Below are 14339 nucleotides of genomic sequence, written 5' to 3'. Positions count from 1 at the left end.
GGAAAAACAGTCGAGCATGGCTCGACTCTACAAGGAAAAGCAGTCGAGCATGGCTCGACTCTACAAGGGCGGAAAAGCAGTCGATCAAGCTCGACTCTACACGGGGCGGTGCATGCGCACCGAGGCCAGGGCTACGCCGCTGGGGTGCGGGTACAGCTCCTCCCGGTCGGCCACGAAGCCCTGCCGCTGGTAGAACGCTACGGCGTTCAACGAGGCCGACAGCACCACCTCACGGGTGGGATCGGCCATCGCCAGCAACCGCTGCATCAGCGCCTGGCCAATACCTTGCCCGCCGCGGCCGGGATCCACGAACAACGCGTCGACCTCGTTGGCGTCGCTGTCGAACACGCCAAACCCCAGCAATGTGCCCTGCGCATCCTCAGCGACCACGCAGCCGCCCTGCCCCAGCAGCCGCGCATACTGCGACGGTGGCGGCGAGGTCGACCACGGTGCAATCACCTCGGGCGGATAGTGGCTGCTGCAGGTCTCCCGCACGCAGCGGGTGCGCAGCGCCCACAGCGTGGCTACATCATCGGTGGTGCCGGTTCTGAACTGCATGGCATGTCCTTGTAGAGTCGAGCCATGCTCGACTGCATTGCGATCAATAAAAGCAGTCGAGCAAGCTCGACTCTACAACCGCGGTTACCGCGATTTGCTGGCGCGCAGCGCCTGGATGCGTGCCGGCGGCTGGAACGAGTCGCTGCGTGCATCGGCCCAGAACGCGTGGAATACCGCGTGATCGGGCACTTTGTGCAGCAGCTCGCCCGGTTCCAGATAGCGGTACAGCGTGGCCAGCGAACGGATCTCGACCGGCGACACGCGACGCAGGATGTGCTCCGGCCCCAACTCTGCCGGGTCATTCAACCCAGCAGCACACAGCAGTTCCTTCAACGCGTGCAGCGTGTGCTCGTGGTAGCTGTACACGCGCGTGGCCTTGTCCGGTGCATCCAGGTGCTTCCAGCGCGCCGGGTTCTGGGTGGCGATGCCGGTCGGGCATTTGTCGGTGTGGCAGCTCAGGGACTGGATGCAGCCCAGCGCGAACATGAAGCCGCGGCCGGCGTTGCACCAGTCCGCGCCCAGCGCAATGGTGCGCGCGATGTCGAACGCGCTGGTGATCTTGCCGGCCGCACCAATGCGGATGTGTTCGCGCAGGTCCAGCCCAACCAACGTGTTGTGCACCAGCAGCAGCGCTTCGTGCATGGGCACGCCCACGTGATCGACGAACTCGGCCGGTGCCGCGCCGGTGCCGCCCTCGGCGCCGTCCACCACGATGAAATCAGGGCGTAGGCCGGTTTCGTGCATGGCCTTGGCGATGCCGAACCATTCCCAGGGATGGCCGATGGCCAGCTTGAAGCCCACCGGCTTGCCGCCGGACAGCTCGCGCAGGCGGGCAACGAACTGCAGCAGTTCCACCGGTGTGGAAAACGCCGAATGGCGCGAAGGTGACACACAGTCCACGCCCATCGGCACGCCGCGGGTGGCGGAAATCTCAGCGGTGACCTTCGGTGCCGGCAACACGCCGCCGTGTCCGGGCTTGGCGCCCTGGGACAGCTTGATCTCGATCATCTTCACCTGATCGTGGGTGGCGTTGGCGACGAAGCGCTCTTCGCTGAAGCTGCCCTTCTCGTCGCGGCAGCCGAAATAGCCCGAACCGATCTCCCAGACCAGGTCCCCGCCCATTTCGCGGTGGTAGGGCGAAATCGAACCTTCGCCGGTGTCGTGGTAGAAGCCACCGCGGCGGGCACCGTCGTTCAGCGCGCGGATCGCGTTGGCCGACAGCGATCCGAAGCTCATCGCCGAAATATTGAACACGCTGGCCGAATAGGGCTTCGCACAGGTCGGTCCGATCAGCACGCGAAAATCATGCTTGCCGATCGTGGTCGGTGCCAGCGAGTGGTTGATCCACTCGTAATCCACCGCGTAGGTGCTGCGCAGGGTGCCGAACGGCACCGTGTCCATTTCATTCTTGGCGCGCTGGTAGATCAGCGCGCGCTGCTGGCGCGAGAACGGCACGTCTTCCAGGTCGCTCTGCACGAAGTACTGGCGGATCTCCGGGCCGATCGATTCAAGCCCGTAACGGAAATGGGCCATGACCGGGTAATTGCGGCGCAGCGTGCTGCGCTTCTGCAGCAGGTCCCAGCAGCCCAGCGCCACCATCGCCGCGGACAGGCCAACGCCCCAGTACCAGGCGGGCCAGAGTGTCGCCAGCCACAAACTGACCGGAAGCATCAGGATGGCGAGCACGAAGACAATGTAGCGGTGCATGGCGTTCCTCGGTTGCAACTGGCCCCGAGTCTACCCCGCCACGGGTGTACGCCCGCTAGAGGCGATCATCAACCACGCTGCGCGGCCAGGCAGACTTCACGTCGTAGACCAGCCCGCCGGGCACCAGCAGCGCGCGGATCTGCCCCTCGTCCAACGCGGTGAAGGCGGCGTGCGCCACCGCCAGCACCACGGCGTCATAGACGCCCTGCTGCGGCTGCTGCAACCACTGCACGCCGGTGTCGGCCAGTGCCGCCGGCCCCACCCAGGGGTCGCTCGCATCCACCTGTGCGCCACTTTCCTGCAGCCGCTGCGCCAGCTCCAGCGCACGACTGTTGCGCAGGTCCGGGCACTCTTCCTTGAAGGTCACGCCCAGCACCAGGATGCGCGACTGCGCCGGGCTGCGCCCCCGCTCGGCCAGCATTGCCAGCACCCGCGCGGCCACATGTTCGCCCACCCGGTTGTTGACCTGGCGGGCGGTGTGGATCAGATCGGGGTGGTAGCCCACGCTCTCGGATTTATGCAGCAGGTAGTACGGGTCCACGCCGATGCAATGCCCACCGACCAGGCCTGGCCGGAACGGCAGGAAATTCCACTTGCTGCCCGCCGCGTCAAGTACATCCTGGGTATCGATGCCCAGGCGGTCGAAGATCAGTGCAAGCTCGTTCACCAGGGCGATGTTGACGTCGCGCTGGATGTTCTCCACCACTTTGGCCGCCTCGGCCACGCGCATCGAGGGCGCCGGGAAGGTGCCCGCGCGGATGATCTGCCGGTACAGCCCATCGATCACCGCCGCCACTTCCGGCGTCGAACCGGAGGTGATCTTGCGGATGTCCGCCAGCCGCCGCGCGCGATCGCCGGGACTGACCCGTTCCGGGCTGTACCCGCAGTAGAAGTCTTCGTTGAAGCGCAGGCCCGAGCCCTGCTCCAGCAGCGGTACGCACACTTCCTCGGTGGTGCCGGGGTAGACGGTGGATTCGTAGACCACCACGTCGCCAGGGCGCAGATGGCTGGCGATCAGGCGCGTGGCCGAGCGCAGCGGCTCCAGGTCCGGCTGCTCGTAGGCATCGATCGGAGTCGGCACGGTCACGATGTACACATTGCAGGCATCAAGCTGCGCCGGGTCACTGCTGTAGCGCAGCTGGGTGGCCGTGGCCAGCTCGTCGGGTTCCATTTCCAGGGTGTGGTCCTGGCCGCCACGAAGCTCGGCGATCCGCGCTTCATCGATGTCATAGCCCAGCGTCGGCAGATGCTGGCCGAAGGCCACCGCCAGTGGCAGGCCGACATAACCCAGGCCGATCACGGCCGGCGCAGGCGCCAGCGCCGCGCTGATCGGCGCGCTCAAGCGCAATACCCCATGGGCATCATCAAGGTGCAAGGGCTCATCCGGGCATCCGCAGGCGTTCAAACATGCGTACAAGAGTAACGGCCATGGGCGCTGCAGGTCACGCCCGCGTGCGTCCCGGCCCTAGCCCAGGCTGACCGCGGCCGGCTCCAGTTCCCCATGTCCGCCCATCCACGAACGCAGCAGCAGCGCGAAGCCGTTGCCTGGCCAATGCGGATCGTTGTCGAAGCCATGCCAGGGCGCTGCCACGATGCTGGCCAGCGCACCCGGTTCGATCATGCGGTTGGCCATGGTCCAGCGCGGGAACCAGCGCGCCTGCAGGGGCCCTGCGGCCAGTTCGGTCAGGCAGGCATGGCGGCGCGCATTGAAGATGCGCGCGTGTACCGACGCCAGGCCATCACGCGGGCCTTCGGCGTACTGCAGGAAACGGGTGCCGTCGTACATCAGCACACCGGTGACCCCGGCCATGCGGTTGAACGCGGTGGCATCGGCCAGCAAGGCGTCCAGCGCAGGCAGGTCCAGCCCTTCGCAGGCCGTACTGACGTAGGCGAACGCGTGCAACGACATGGCCCATCCCCCCCTGGTGGATGAATGGGACTATGCCACGAAGCGGGCGTACTGCCTACGACCGCTATTCCGGCGGCGCTTCCACCTGATAGCCACGCTGCTGCAGCGCCTGCAGGTAGCCCTCGCCCAGCAGCAGGCTGACCGGCACGGTGGCGAAGGTGGCCGCATGCTTCTGCAGCGCGTTGTCCACGCCCTGCAGCCAGCGCTGGCGTACCTGCTCGGGCAGATTGCTCCAGCCGCGACGGCGCACGAAGGCCGACTCCTGCAGCACTTCGCGGCAGGTCTGCGCCATGGCCGAGCCGGACAGCCGGCGCAACGCTGCCACATCGCCCAGCGCCCAGGCATTGGCACGCTCACGCAGCACCGGGGCCTGGAATTCGACCGTATCAAGCGTGCGCTCGAAACAGGCGCGGTCATCCACCTCGGTCACCTGCAGTTCCTTCAGCGTGGCCCGCGCATCGTCGATCTTCAGGGTGACCTTCAGTGCCTCCGGCTGCAGGTCGCGCGCCTTGTAGAGCCGCTGCAGCGCCTTGTCCACCTGCCGGCCATCGCGCAACCCATTACGCTTCAGGAACGCCTGGTACAGACGACCGGACGCCACCAGCGGGCGCTCCTTCTCGACGCCGCGATCGCTGCCCAGGTAGGTCTGCTTGAGCTGCAGCCAGCGCGCGTAGGTCGGTGGCGACAGGACCTGCTGCAGCGTGCGCCCCTGCGGATCGCGCGCGCTGCGGCGTGCCAGGGGCAGCAGGGTCAGGCCCTTCAGCAGCCCCACCTGCGCATCGACCTTGAAGCCCGGTTCGCCCAGCACGTGATCGACCCCGGCGATGGTGCGCTCGACTTCGTCCGGTCGCCATTCCACGCCCGCCGGCAAGGGCGAAACCGTGCCCAGTATCCACAGCACATGTCCCTGCGGCGCGGTCACTTTCCACAGTCCGGGGCCGGGCTGCTCGCCGGTCACCTGCACGGTGGCCATGTCCACCACGCCATCGGCCGGCAGCGGGCGCTGCTGCGCGCCCAACGGAGCCGTTGCCAGCAGCAGCACCGACAGCCCCAGAACCATCCTTCGCATGCGCCGTCGTGCCATGTCGCCCTTCCTGTGTGCGTTGGCGGACTGTAGCGGGGCGCGCACGGCGCTGCGTAAAAGCCGCGTTAGCCGCTGCCGACCAGGTCGATTCGGCTACAATCGGCGCGCGCTGCAGGCCCGGATGGCGAAACTGGTAGACGCATCGGACTTAAAATCCGCCGGGGGCAACCCCATGCCGGTTCGATTCCGGCTCCGGGCACCACCCAGGTCAACCAAGGATTCCCATGCACAGGATGTGCCTGCTGTTGTTGCTGGCGCTTGCTCCCAGCGCGCGCGCCGCCACGCCGGTCTACAGCGACCTGGGCGACTGGCAACTGACCTGCGACAACCGCAATGACTGCGTGGCCGTAGCCCGCGCGGTGGGCTATGCCGGCCATCTGCGCATCAGCCGCGCGGGCGGACTGCGCAGCGTGCCGCAGCTTGAACTGTTCGCGCCGGGCATTTCCGCGCCGCACTGGCAGGTCGATGGTGAGACCCCCGTCTTCGACGATCCCGGCCGTGTCCTGGCGCCAGGGCACCAGCAATGGACCGGCATGGCGGCGGTACGCGCTCGCCTGCAGAGCCTGCACGGCGGCCACGTATTGAATTACGGTGCGCAGGACAGCGAATCCATATCCCTGAGCGGGGTGGACGCGCTGCTGCAGGCCTTCGACCGTGCGCAGGGGCGCAGCGGCACCGACGATGGGCTGCTGCCCGGAAACGCTCCGGCGCAGGCACACCCGCGCGACGCCCTGCCCACTCTGTCGACGCCGGCGCTTGCCCAGCGGGTGCTGTCGGCAACCGCGCGCGCGAACCTCATCGCCGCTCTGCGCAGGCTGCAGGCACCGGCATTGGCCCAGCTGCAGTGCGATGCGGACGATGACAGCCTGTCCCGCGCGCACGACGACGCTTGGGCGATCGACGCCACGCACGATCTGGTGTTCATCGGCTGCCAGGCCGGCATGTACAACGCCAACGTGGTGGCCTTCGTGGTCGCCGACGGTCAGTTGCCGCAAACGCGGCCACTGCGACTGGAGGTGGCCGACGCCCCGGCAGTGAGCGACGAAGCATCCGGCTTCGTGCTGCCGCGGCTGGGCTGGCCACGCTTCGATGCCGCCCATGGCCGCCTGGCCGAAACCACCCTGTTCCGCGGCGTCGCCGATTGCGGCCACGCGGCCAGCTGGCGCTGGGATGGCAGGCAGTTCCAGATCGAGACCCTGCAGCTGCAGCGCAACTGCATCGGCGGCGAGCCCGGTGACTGGCCGCTGCTGTGGCGCAGCGTGGGCGGCCCGACCAATGCGGCCCGCCAGTACGGCCCGCTGCGGGCCGAATGACGTAATCGCTCAGATCGCCCGCGAGTAACGCGGTTGCTGCTGCGCGCGCAGGTAGGGGTCGAAACACATCGCCAGCAACCGCAGCAGTGGCCGGCCCGACTCGGTGGCGCGCACCACGCCATCGCGGTACTCGGCCAGTCCGTCGCCCTGCAGCCGCTGCACGGCCTGCAGGTCCTCGGCGAAGTACTGCTCGAAATCCACAGCGTGGCGCTGCCCCAGCACTGCCCCATCCACTTCGCCCTGGCACATCAGCTGCTGGATCAGCTCGGCACGCAGCTGGTCATCGGCGCTTAGGGCCACGCCGCGCCAGACCGGCAGCTGGCCCTGGTCCACGGCCGCTTCCCACGCCGGCAGTTCGCGCGGGTTCTGGCTGTAGGTGGCGCCCACATGGCTGATCGCACTCACGCCCAGGCCCAGCAGATCGGTATCGGCATGGGTGGTGTAGCCCATGAAATTGCGGTGCAGCTGCCCGGCACGCTGGGCGCGCGACAGGTCTTCTTCGGGCAGGGCGAAGTGGTCCATGCCGATGTACTGGTAGCCGGCAGCGGACAAGCGCTCCACCGCCAGGCCCAGCAACGCCAGCTTGTCCTCCGGCGACGGCAACCGGCCCTCGTCGATCTGCCGCTGCGCGCGGAACAGATGCGGCAGATGCGCGTAGCCGTACACCGCCAGCCGATCCGGGCGCAGTGCCAGCACCAGTTCCAGCGTGCGCCCGAAGCCTTCCAGACTCTGCCCGGGCAGGCCGTAGATCAGGTCCACGTTCACCGAGCGCATGCCGTTGTCACGGCAGGCCCGCAGGATGTCCAGGGTCTGCCGCACGCCCTGCACGCGGTTGATCGACTCCTGCACCTGAGGGTCGAAATCCTGCACGCCCAGGCTGGCGCGGTTGAAGCCCAGCCGGGCCAGCAACGCCACGTCGCCCACATCGATGAAGCGCGGGTCCAGTTCGATGGAGAAATCGCGATGGGTCGATTCGCTGAAGTCGAAGCGTCTGCGCAGCCCTTCCACCAGCGTGGTCATGGCCTCGGCATCGAGGAAGTTCGGGGTGCCGCCGCCCAGGTGCAGCTGGATCACCTCGCGACCGTCGGCGAACTGCGGCGCCAGCAGGTCTGCCTCGGCCAGCACGCGCGCCACGTAGCTGTGGCCGCGGCTGCGGTCACGCGTGATGATCCGGTTGCAGCCGCAGTAGAAGCAGGGGCTGCTGCAGTACGGCACGTGCACGTACAGCGACAGCGCGCGCGCCAGCGGGTTGCTGTCGGCGATGGCCTGGCGCAGCGCGGACGCATCGAAGCCGTCGTGGAAGTGCGGCGCGGTGGGGTACGAGGTATAGCGCGGCCCGGGCCGGTCATGCCGGCGCAGCAGGTCGGGGTCGAAGGTCCAGGCCAGGCCGCCGGCGGCGGGAGAGAACGTGTCCATGGGCCCAGCATCGCCCTGCCCCGGGCGGCACGCCTTGACCCAGATCAATCGCGGCCGGGAACACTCAGGACCGGCAGGCCCACCTGCGGCCAGCGCAGCATCTGGTAGCGGCGCCAGAAGGTATCGGCGATGCGCGCGGCCACGTCGTCGGCCAGCGCCTGCATCGGCGGGTTCCCGCATTCGGCCGTGGTCTGCCGGAACAGCACCAGCCAGCGGTCGAACAGATCCTTGTCCAGGGCGATGGCCATGTGTTTGGACATCGGCGAGCCCTTGAAACGGCGCGTGCCGCGCAGCATGGCCGACCAGAAATCGACCAGCTGTTCCAGGTGTGCCGGCCAATCGTGCACATGCCCGCCGAACACCGGGCCCAAGCGGTCTTCCTGGCGCACCCGCGCGTAGAAATCGTGGACGAGTCGGGTCACCTCGGCTTCGCTGCACAGCTCCAGCGACGCGGTGGGAATTTCAGGCGGGGACGTTGCGTTCATGCAGGGGCACCAGAAGCGTTGCAGCAGTGTGGTGCCAGCCTTCACCGCCACCGTTGATCCAGATCAATGTCGGCGCCGGGCACCGCGCATAGGCTGACGCGCTTGCAGGACCCACGCCCCGCGCATGCCGCGCCCGCCTCGGCGAAGTATACGCGGCGCCCACCACCCCGAGCCCGCACGCACATGAACACACCGCATTCCAGCCGCCGCCAGCGGTTGATCCAGCACTGGGGCGCGATCCTGTGGCCCAGCTTCGTCGCCGCCGGCCTGGCCAGCGTGATCTTCTTCGCCTTCGTCGACCCGCTGCGGCTGCAAGCCATCAGCTTTCCTGGCACGCCCATCAGCCGTGAACTGGGCTACAGCGTGGGCTTTTTCATGTTCTGGTCGGTCACCGCGCTGGCCAGTGCGGTGACCGGATACCTGCTGCGTCCCATGGCAGAGGACGACGACGAGCTGCCGCTGGGATGAGCGCGCCCGTCCGCTCCCGCCACTGGCACTGGCGCGGCCCCCTGCGGGTGGGCCTGCTGGCGCTGTTCTACGCCCTGCCGTGGCTGCAGTGGAATGGGCGCCAGGCGCTGCTGCTGGATCTGACCGCGCGCCGCTTCGACCTGTTCGGCTGGACCCTGTGGCCCGATGACGTCGGGGTGCTGCTGGGCCTGCTGGCGGTGGCGGCCGTCGCGTTGGCCCTGTTGACCCACTTGGCCGGGCGGGTCTGGTGTGGCCATGCCTGCCCGCAGACGCTGTGGTCGGCGGCCTTCGACACGCTGGCGCGGGCGGCCAAGCGCGCCCTGCCGGCGTCGCTTGCGGCTCCGGCCACGCAGACGGCGTGGCTGCTGTTGTCGCTGTGGACCGGGTTGACCTTCGTGGGTCTGTTCAGCCCGATCCGCGCGCTGCTGGCGGCCGCCCCGCACGCCGGCTGGAGCGGCTGGGAGACGTTCTGGGTGCTGTTCTATGCGGCCGCCACCTGGGGCAACGCGGGCTTCCTGCGCGAACAGGTGTGTCGTTCGTTGTGCCCGTTCGCACGGATGCAGCCGCTGCTGACCGATCCCGATACCCCGCGCATGCTGTACGACGCGCCGCGCGGCGAACCCCGCGGCCTGCGTCCGGCCGGGCTGGGCGGTGTGCTGGAACGGGGTCGCGGCGTGTTGGATCCGACCACGGCACAGGACTACGTATTCCGCGCCGCGCATCCGCTGCTGGCCGGGCCGCTGCCGTCCTTCCCGGATGATCGCCTGGGCGACTGCCTGGATTGCGCGGCCTGCGTGGCCGCCTGCCCGATGCAACTAGACGTCCGCCACGGCCCCCAGGCCGACTGCCTGGCCTGTGGCGCCTGCCTGGATGCCTGTGCCGAGCAGCAGCAGAACGCGGGTTTCGGCGCCGCGCTGGTGCGCTACTGCAGCCCACAGACCATGGCAGGCCAGCCACGACGCTGGTGGCGACCACGCACGCTGGGGCTGCTGGCCATGCTGCTGGCGCTGTTGGGATGTGGTGCCTGGCGGTTGCTGTGAATCAGCGCGTGCGATCGGCGTCCGGCGGCACCAGCTGGGCGCGGCGGACGATGCCGAGCTGTTCGATGATCAGCGCCATTTCGTTGGTCACTTCGGTGCGGGCGGTGCCCTGCGGCACCAGCCGGTTGAGCACCTGCTGGTAGGTATCCCAGAACGCGGGGCCGCATCCGTGTCTGTGGTAGCTGGCTTCCAGTTCGCGGCGTACCCGTTCAGCCAAGCCATGCATGCCGTATTCCATACGACCTCCGTTGGACTTGTTCTGCATCAGTGACGGACGACCACTTGTGATCCTGCTGCTGCCACTCCCGGCCTTCACAACCGGTTGATGCCAATTAGTCACAATTTTCACGACAGGTCAATTACAAGCCGCACGTTTTTCGATTGAAATTATTAATGATTCATGCTGCGACGTGTGCGCGCCAACCGGTCCATAGGCGACAGATCGCCCGCGCGATGGGTCGGGCAGCCAATCAGAAGGCACGGTTCGATTGAATTTCCCTATTTTGTTAAGCGTACTTAGCGTTTTCTGCAGCCCGAGGTGATCGCGCCATACCCTGTCGCAAATCAGACGTTTTCGCCCTCAGGGCTCCGGTTGGCCGGGAACAGATGCGGGTAGCGCTGCTGCAGGATGTAGCGCCGCAGCGGCGGTATGGGGAAGTCCCGCGGCCATTGGGACACCGCAGAACGACTGACACCAAAGAATCGGGCCAGTTCTGCGTCGGTGCGGAACCCCAGCCGGTGGCGGACCTGTCGTTTGTTCCAGAAGTCGGGCATGCGCTGCTCCATTCATCAATCGGCCCGATGGTGCGCCAAGGATTCTTCGGCATCCACGCGTTAAGCTGGCTTGCATAGATGAATACTCTTGGACAACGACTCGCCGCCGCCATGAAGGACGCCGGGCACCCCCGCCCGGCCGACCTGGCCCGCGCCGCCGATACCACCACGGCCACGATCAGCAACTGGCTCAACGACCACGTCAAACCCGGCCACGTGAAGGCCGAGCAGCTGTTCCGCATTGCCGATGCGGTGAAGCTTGACCCACGCGAACTGCTGCTGGGCCCGGAAGGCCGCGGCGTGGGCGAGCACGGCACGGCGTACATGTACATGCCCAGCGAGGCCTATCTGGATGTCTGGCAGACGGCCTGCGAAATCGTCGCGCGCCTGTTGGAGCAGCGCGGCCTGACCGTTGATTACCGCCGCCGCGCCGCACTGGAACTGATGGCACACGATCTGCTGATGGAAGGCCTGCACCGCACGAAGGTGGCACGGGTGGTGGTGACCTCGCTGCCCTGACGCCATCGGCACTGGTAGCATGCGTGTCGATGGGGATGGGGCTCCCCGACAACCGCCAGATGGCTGATGGCTCCTGCCGTACAACGAACCGGCGTTCGTTGATGGCAGGCCTGTGCCCGCCATCGCCCACGCCTCCGCACCGGTGCAGCACAGACGAGGCCTGCCATGCAGACAATGAACAATTATTTCCTGGTTTTCCTGGGCGGTGGCGCCGGCGCCTGCCTGCGCCATGCGTGCAACCTGCTGGGCGCACGGGTGGCGGCCAGCAGCGGCTGGCCCTGGTCCACGTTCCTGGTGAACCTGAGCGGCGCCGTGCTGATGGGCGTGGTGGTGGAGGCCTTCGCGCTGCGCCACGGGGCATCGCCGCAGCTGCGGCTGCTGCTGGCCACCGGCGTGCTGGGCGGGTATACGACGTTTTCGACCTATGCGCTGGAAATCGGCCTACTGCTGCAGCGCGGACAGCACGGCCTGGCCGCCCTGTATGCGGGCGGCTCGGTGGCACTGGGCGTGGCCGGCCTGTTTGCCGGCATGAAACTGAGCCGGCTGCTGCTGGGCTGAGGCCTAGGCCGCGCGCGCTTGCCCGCGCCACTGCCGGGGCGACTGCCCGGTGTGTGCCTTGAAGGCGCGCGACAGGGCCGCCTCGCTGCCGTAGCCCACTTCGTCGGCAATGATCTTCAACGGCCGCCCCTGGCGCAGCGCCTGCTGCGCAAGGCCCACCCGCCAGCCCTGCAGGTAGTGGCCCGGCGTGGTGCCCATCGCCTCGCGGAAACTGGCCGCAAACACGCTGCGCGACATGCCGGCCACGTCAGCCAGGGTTTCCAGCGTCCAGGCCTGGGCCGGTGCCTCGTGCATCGCCACCAGCGCAAGCCGCAGCCGCGGGTGGCCGAGGCCGGCGAACAGGCCACCGCGCATCTCGCCGCCTTCCATCAGCTGGCGCAGCACCTGGATCATCACCACCTCGAACAAGCGGTTGACCATGGCCGTGCGGCCGCAGCGCTGCTCGAAGGCCTCCTCGAACAGCAGCTCCAGCGCGGTGCCACCGCCGTGCAGATCGGCCAGCGGCATGCACAGGAAGTCAGGAAGCGCGGCACTGATCGGGTTCAACCGCCCGCCCTCGAAGGACAGGTTGGCGCAGGCCATGTCCGCCCCCTGCTGCGGGTCGGTGTGGAAGCGATGCGGCATCGGTCGCGGGTACAGCAGCAGGCTGGGCGCGTCGATCTGCAGCGTCTGTTGGCCGTGGCTGACCTGCAGCGGCCCGCGCCGGACCAGATGCAGCTGGCCCAGCTCATCCTCGCCCTGCAGGCTGTTGATGCCGCACAGCGCGCCGGCGTGGAAGACCGAGGCGGTGACCGCGAAGCGGTCAAGCAGAATGGCAAGACGATCGACCATGGACAGACTCCGGATCAAGCATTGCGATGCTATATACGACAAATCGTATCGGAAACGGCCTGTTCGCGCTGGGCACTGGTTCGCGCGCAGGGGCGACGCTATACAGGCACCACCCCATCACGCACGGAGGCACCGATGTCGATCCGGACCCTGCTGGCCAGCCTGCCGTTGCTGCTGGCCTCGACGTTCAGCCAGGCCGCAGACCCGCCATCGATCACCCAGCTGCAGTGGTTGAGTGGCTGCTGGCAACTGCAGGGTGCGCCCAGCGGATCGGGCGAGCAGTGGTCAAGCCTGGCCGGCGGCACCCTGCTGGGCAGCAGCCGCACCCTGCGCGACGGGCAGACGGTGGCGTTTGAATTCATGCAGCTGCGCCAGCACGACAACGGGCGCCTGGTATTCACCGCCCTGCCCAACGGCCGCGATGCAACCGACTTCATCGCCACACGGGTGGACGCAGACAACGCGGTGTTCGAGAACCGCGACAATGATTTTCCGCAGCGCATCCACTACCGCCGCGTGGACGCGCAGCACCTGCTGGCACGCATCGACATCGCCCGTGACGAACCCGGCAGGGCCATCGACTTCCCGATGCAGCGCGTGGCCTGCGCCGACGGCGCGACCGCAGGCACCGCGCGCAGTCTGAACGGCGTGCTGCAGGGCGCCCCCTGGCGGCTGGACGTTCCCGCCGCATGGAACGGCGAACTGGTGATGCTCGCCCACGGCTATGAGCCCAAGGGGGTGCCGCGGCCAACACCGATGCCCGCCAATGACGCCACGGCGGCTCTGACCGGCGCGGGGTTTGCCGTGGCGCAGAGTGCCTACGCCTCGCAGGGCTGGGCCGTTGCCGATGCGATTGCCGACACCGAACGTCTGCGCCGCCAAGTGCTGGCGCAGTTGCCGGGGCTGCGGCACACCTGGCTGCTGGGCTTTTCCATGGGCGGCGCGGTGACCTTGGCCACCCTTGAACGCACGCCGCAGGGCTACGACGGCGGCGTGGCGCTGTGCGGCGCCAACCTGCCCGGCGAGGTACTGGCCAACGATCTGCTGACCACCCTCGTCGCGTTCGACTATTTCTTCGGCCAAGCCGAGGGCCTGCCGCGTGGCGGATTGCTGGCTGCCGAAACCGCCGCCCTGCCGCAGGCGACGCTGTACCAGGGCATCGCCACCGCGTTGCAGGGCGATGCGGACGCCGCCGCGTTGTTGGCCACACGCCTGCAGGTGCAGCCCGATGCGCTGGCGGGCACGATCAGCCTGCATGCGCTGGTGCTGCACGAGCTGATCGAACGTGCCGGCGGCATGCCGGTGGGCAACGTCGCGGTGCGCTACAGCGGCTTCGGCGATGACGCCGCATTCAATGCCGGCGTCGCACGCGTGCGTGCCGCGCCTGCCGCACAGCGCTACGTGCGCGGACCGCTGGCCCTGACCGGCGCGCTGCAACGACCGGTGGCACTGCAGTTCAACGTGGGCGACCCGACCATCGTGCCGCGCATGCAGGCGGTGTATCCGCAGTTGGCAACGCGCGCCGGGGCGACTGCGCGACTGCGGCAGTTGCCAGCAGCAGGGGAAGGCCACTGCGGCTTCAGCGATGCACAGGTACTGCAGGCCCTGCAGACGGTGCGCGCCGTGGTCGTCCCCGCCGCCCTGCACGGCGAAGGCGCCGCGCTACGATAGAGCGTT

General features: G+C 68.0%; 16 protein-coding genes, 1 tRNA gene, 1 pseudogene and 1 riboswitch. Of the genes and pseudogenes, 8 read left to right on the top strand and 10 right to left on the bottom strand.

The window, feature by feature from the left end; genetic code table 11:
• Positions 1-96 precede the first annotated feature (96 nt).
• The 5 genes from C1933_RS07310 to C1933_RS07290 form a co-directional block, all read right to left on the bottom strand.
• A complete protein-coding gene (locus C1933_RS07310; RefSeq protein ID WP_108752722.1) occupies positions 97-558 on the bottom strand; it encodes a GNAT family N-acetyltransferase in 462 nt (153 codons plus the stop codon).
• 84 nt (positions 559-642) lie between these two features.
• Positions 643-2265 (bottom strand): FMN-binding glutamate synthase family protein, encoded by a 1623-nt coding sequence (locus C1933_RS07305; protein WP_108752721.1) that lies wholly within the window; start codon positions 2263-2265, stop codon positions 643-645.
• Between the two features lie 55 nt (positions 2266-2320).
• Positions 2321-3607 carry a nucleotide sugar dehydrogenase gene (locus C1933_RS07300; RefSeq protein WP_108752720.1) on the bottom strand — a complete coding sequence of 429 codons (1287 nt, stop codon included), beginning with the start codon at positions 3605-3607 and terminating at the stop codon, positions 2321-2323.
• Between the two features lie 123 nt (positions 3608-3730).
• Complete coding sequence (locus C1933_RS07295; RefSeq protein WP_108752719.1) at positions 3731-4174, bottom strand: BLUF domain-containing protein; 444 nt, start codon at positions 4172-4174, stop codon at positions 3731-3733.
• Positions 4175-4238: 64 nt separating this feature from the next.
• Positions 4239-5243: a TraB/GumN family protein gene (locus C1933_RS07290; RefSeq protein ID WP_159093950.1), complete on the bottom strand. Its 1005-nt coding sequence runs from the start codon at positions 5241-5243 to the stop codon at positions 4239-4241.
• A gap of 130 nt (positions 5244-5373) precedes the next feature.
• On the opposite strand from C1933_RS07290, the gene C1933_RS07285 reads away from it, so the two are divergent.
• Both C1933_RS07285 and C1933_RS07280 read left to right on the top strand, forming a co-directional pair.
• Positions 5374-5460, top strand: a tRNA-Leu gene (locus C1933_RS07285).
• A gap of 22 nt (positions 5461-5482) precedes the next feature.
• Positions 5483-6571, top strand: coding sequence for a DUF1176 domain-containing protein (locus tag C1933_RS07280; protein WP_108752717.1), 1089 nt, complete (start codon positions 5483-5485; stop codon positions 6569-6571).
• 9 nt (positions 6572-6580) lie between these two features.
• Here the strand turns inward: C1933_RS07280 and hemN are convergent, their stop codons facing one another.
• Entirely contained in the window at positions 6581-7987 is a 1407-nt protein-coding gene (gene hemN, locus C1933_RS07275) for an oxygen-independent coproporphyrinogen III oxidase (RefSeq protein WP_108752716.1), read from the bottom strand.
• Positions 7988-8031: 44 nt separating this feature from the next.
• The gene (locus tag C1933_RS07270; protein WP_108754770.1) at positions 8032-8472 is read right to left on the bottom strand and encodes a group III truncated hemoglobin; all 441 of its coding nucleotides are present in this window, start codon (positions 8470-8472) and stop codon (positions 8032-8034) included.
• 183 nt (positions 8473-8655) lie between these two features.
• Between C1933_RS07270 and C1933_RS07265 the strand changes: the two genes are divergently transcribed.
• Together C1933_RS07265 and C1933_RS07260 are read left to right on the top strand one after the other, a co-directional pair.
• Complete coding sequence (locus C1933_RS07265) at positions 8656-8940, top strand: hypothetical protein (protein WP_108752715.1); 285 nt, start codon at positions 8656-8658, stop codon at positions 8938-8940.
• Positions 8937-9980: a 4Fe-4S dicluster domain-containing protein gene (locus C1933_RS07260; protein WP_108752714.1), complete on the top strand. Its 1044-nt coding sequence runs from the start codon at positions 8937-8939 to the stop codon at positions 9978-9980. The genes C1933_RS07265 and C1933_RS07260 overlap by 4 nt, the downstream gene beginning before the upstream one ends.
• Before the next feature lies 1 nt (position 9981).
• On the opposite strand, the gene C1933_RS07255 is transcribed toward C1933_RS07260, so the two are convergent.
• Both C1933_RS07255 and C1933_RS07250 read right to left on the bottom strand, forming a co-directional pair.
• Positions 9982-10218: a hypothetical protein gene (locus C1933_RS07255; protein WP_108749200.1), complete on the bottom strand. Its 237-nt coding sequence runs from the start codon at positions 10216-10218 to the stop codon at positions 9982-9984.
• Positions 10219-10544: 326 nt separating this feature from the next.
• A complete protein-coding gene (locus C1933_RS07250) occupies positions 10545-10754 on the bottom strand; it encodes a hypothetical protein (RefSeq protein ID WP_108754769.1) in 210 nt (69 codons plus the stop codon).
• Between the two features lie 78 nt (positions 10755-10832).
• Here C1933_RS07250 and C1933_RS07245 point away from each other — a divergent pair, with 78 nt between their 5' ends.
• Together C1933_RS07245 and crcB are read left to right on the top strand one after the other, a co-directional pair.
• Positions 10833-11273: a helix-turn-helix domain-containing protein gene (locus C1933_RS07245; protein WP_234414673.1), complete on the top strand. Its 441-nt coding sequence runs from the start codon at positions 10833-10835 to the stop codon at positions 11271-11273.
• Positions 11274-11295: 22 nt separating this feature from the next.
• A riboswitch (Fluoride riboswitch) is annotated at positions 11296-11356 on the top strand.
• Positions 11357-11438: 82 nt separating this feature from the next.
• Complete coding sequence (gene crcB / locus C1933_RS07240; RefSeq protein ID WP_108752712.1) at positions 11439-11831, top strand: fluoride efflux transporter CrcB; 393 nt, start codon at positions 11439-11441, stop codon at positions 11829-11831.
• Positions 11832-11834: 3 nt separating this feature from the next.
• Here the strand turns inward: crcB and C1933_RS07235 are convergent, their stop codons facing one another.
• Positions 11835-12662: an AraC family transcriptional regulator gene (locus C1933_RS07235; RefSeq protein ID WP_108752711.1), complete on the bottom strand. Its 828-nt coding sequence runs from the start codon at positions 12660-12662 to the stop codon at positions 11835-11837.
• Here C1933_RS07235 and C1933_RS20455 point away from each other — a divergent pair.
• Both C1933_RS20455 and C1933_RS07230 read left to right on the top strand, forming a co-directional pair.
• Positions 12543-13199 (top strand): annotated as a pseudogene (locus C1933_RS20455) (DUF6265 family protein); the annotation flags it as partial. The gene C1933_RS07235 and the pseudogene C1933_RS20455 overlap by 120 nt on opposite strands.
• A 51-nt stretch (positions 13200-13250) precedes the next feature.
• On the top strand, positions 13251-14333 hold the full coding sequence (locus C1933_RS07230; protein ID WP_108754768.1) for a hypothetical protein: 1083 nt from the start codon (positions 13251-13253) through the stop codon (positions 14331-14333).
• The last annotated feature ends 6 nt before the right edge of the window (positions 14334-14339 follow it).

Origin of the sequence: Stenotrophomonas sp. ZAC14D2_NAIMI4_6 (genome assembly GCF_003086875.1) — a bacterium.
Classification (GTDB): domain Bacteria; phylum Pseudomonadota; class Gammaproteobacteria; order Xanthomonadales; family Xanthomonadaceae; genus Stenotrophomonas.
The sequence above is the reverse complement of the archived record's forward strand: the minus strand, read 5'-3'. Positions and strand labels throughout refer to the sequence as shown.

What these genes read in the sequence shown, in the direction of transcription:
- C1933_RS07310 (WP_108752722.1), bottom strand. Translation starts at nt 558, where the DNA reads ATGCAGTTCAGAACCGGCACCACCGATGATGTAGCCACGCTGTGGGCG.
- C1933_RS07305 (WP_108752721.1), bottom strand. Translation starts at nt 2,265, where the DNA reads ATGCACCGCTACATTGTCTTCGTGCTCGCCATCCTGATGCTTCCGGTC.
- C1933_RS07295 (WP_108752719.1), bottom strand. Translation starts at nt 4,174, where the DNA reads ATGTCGTTGCACGCGTTCGCCTACGTCAGTACGGCCTGCGAAGGGCTG.
- C1933_RS07290 (WP_159093950.1), bottom strand. Translation starts at nt 5,243, where the DNA reads ATGCGAAGGATGGTTCTGGGGCTGTCGGTGCTGCTGCTGGCAACGGCT.
- C1933_RS07280 (WP_108752717.1), top strand. Translation starts at nt 5,483, where the DNA reads ATGCACAGGATGTGCCTGCTGTTGTTGCTGGCGCTTGCTCCCAGCGCG.
- hemN (WP_108752716.1), bottom strand. Translation starts at nt 7,987, where the DNA reads ATGGACACGTTCTCTCCCGCCGCCGGCGGCCTGGCCTGGACCTTCGAC.
- C1933_RS07270 (WP_108754770.1), bottom strand. Translation starts at nt 8,472, where the DNA reads ATGAACGCAACGTCCCCGCCTGAAATTCCCACCGCGTCGCTGGAGCTG.
- C1933_RS07265 (WP_108752715.1), top strand. Translation starts at nt 8,656, where the DNA reads ATGAACACACCGCATTCCAGCCGCCGCCAGCGGTTGATCCAGCACTGG.
- C1933_RS07260 (WP_108752714.1), top strand. Translation starts at nt 8,937, where the DNA reads ATGAGCGCGCCCGTCCGCTCCCGCCACTGGCACTGGCGCGGCCCCCTG.
- C1933_RS07255 (WP_108749200.1), bottom strand. Translation starts at nt 10,218, where the DNA reads ATGGAATACGGCATGCATGGCTTGGCTGAACGGGTACGCCGCGAACTG.
- C1933_RS07250 (WP_108754769.1), bottom strand. Translation starts at nt 10,754, where the DNA reads ATGCCCGACTTCTGGAACAAACGACAGGTCCGCCACCGGCTGGGGTTC.
- C1933_RS07245 (WP_234414673.1), top strand. Translation starts at nt 10,833, where the DNA reads ATGAATACTCTTGGACAACGACTCGCCGCCGCCATGAAGGACGCCGGG.
- crcB (WP_108752712.1), top strand. Translation starts at nt 11,439, where the DNA reads ATGCAGACAATGAACAATTATTTCCTGGTTTTCCTGGGCGGTGGCGCC.
- C1933_RS07235 (WP_108752711.1), bottom strand. Translation starts at nt 12,662, where the DNA reads ATGGTCGATCGTCTTGCCATTCTGCTTGACCGCTTCGCGGTCACCGCC.
- C1933_RS07230 (WP_108754768.1), top strand. Translation starts at nt 13,251, where the DNA reads ATGCAGCGCGTGGCCTGCGCCGACGGCGCGACCGCAGGCACCGCGCGC.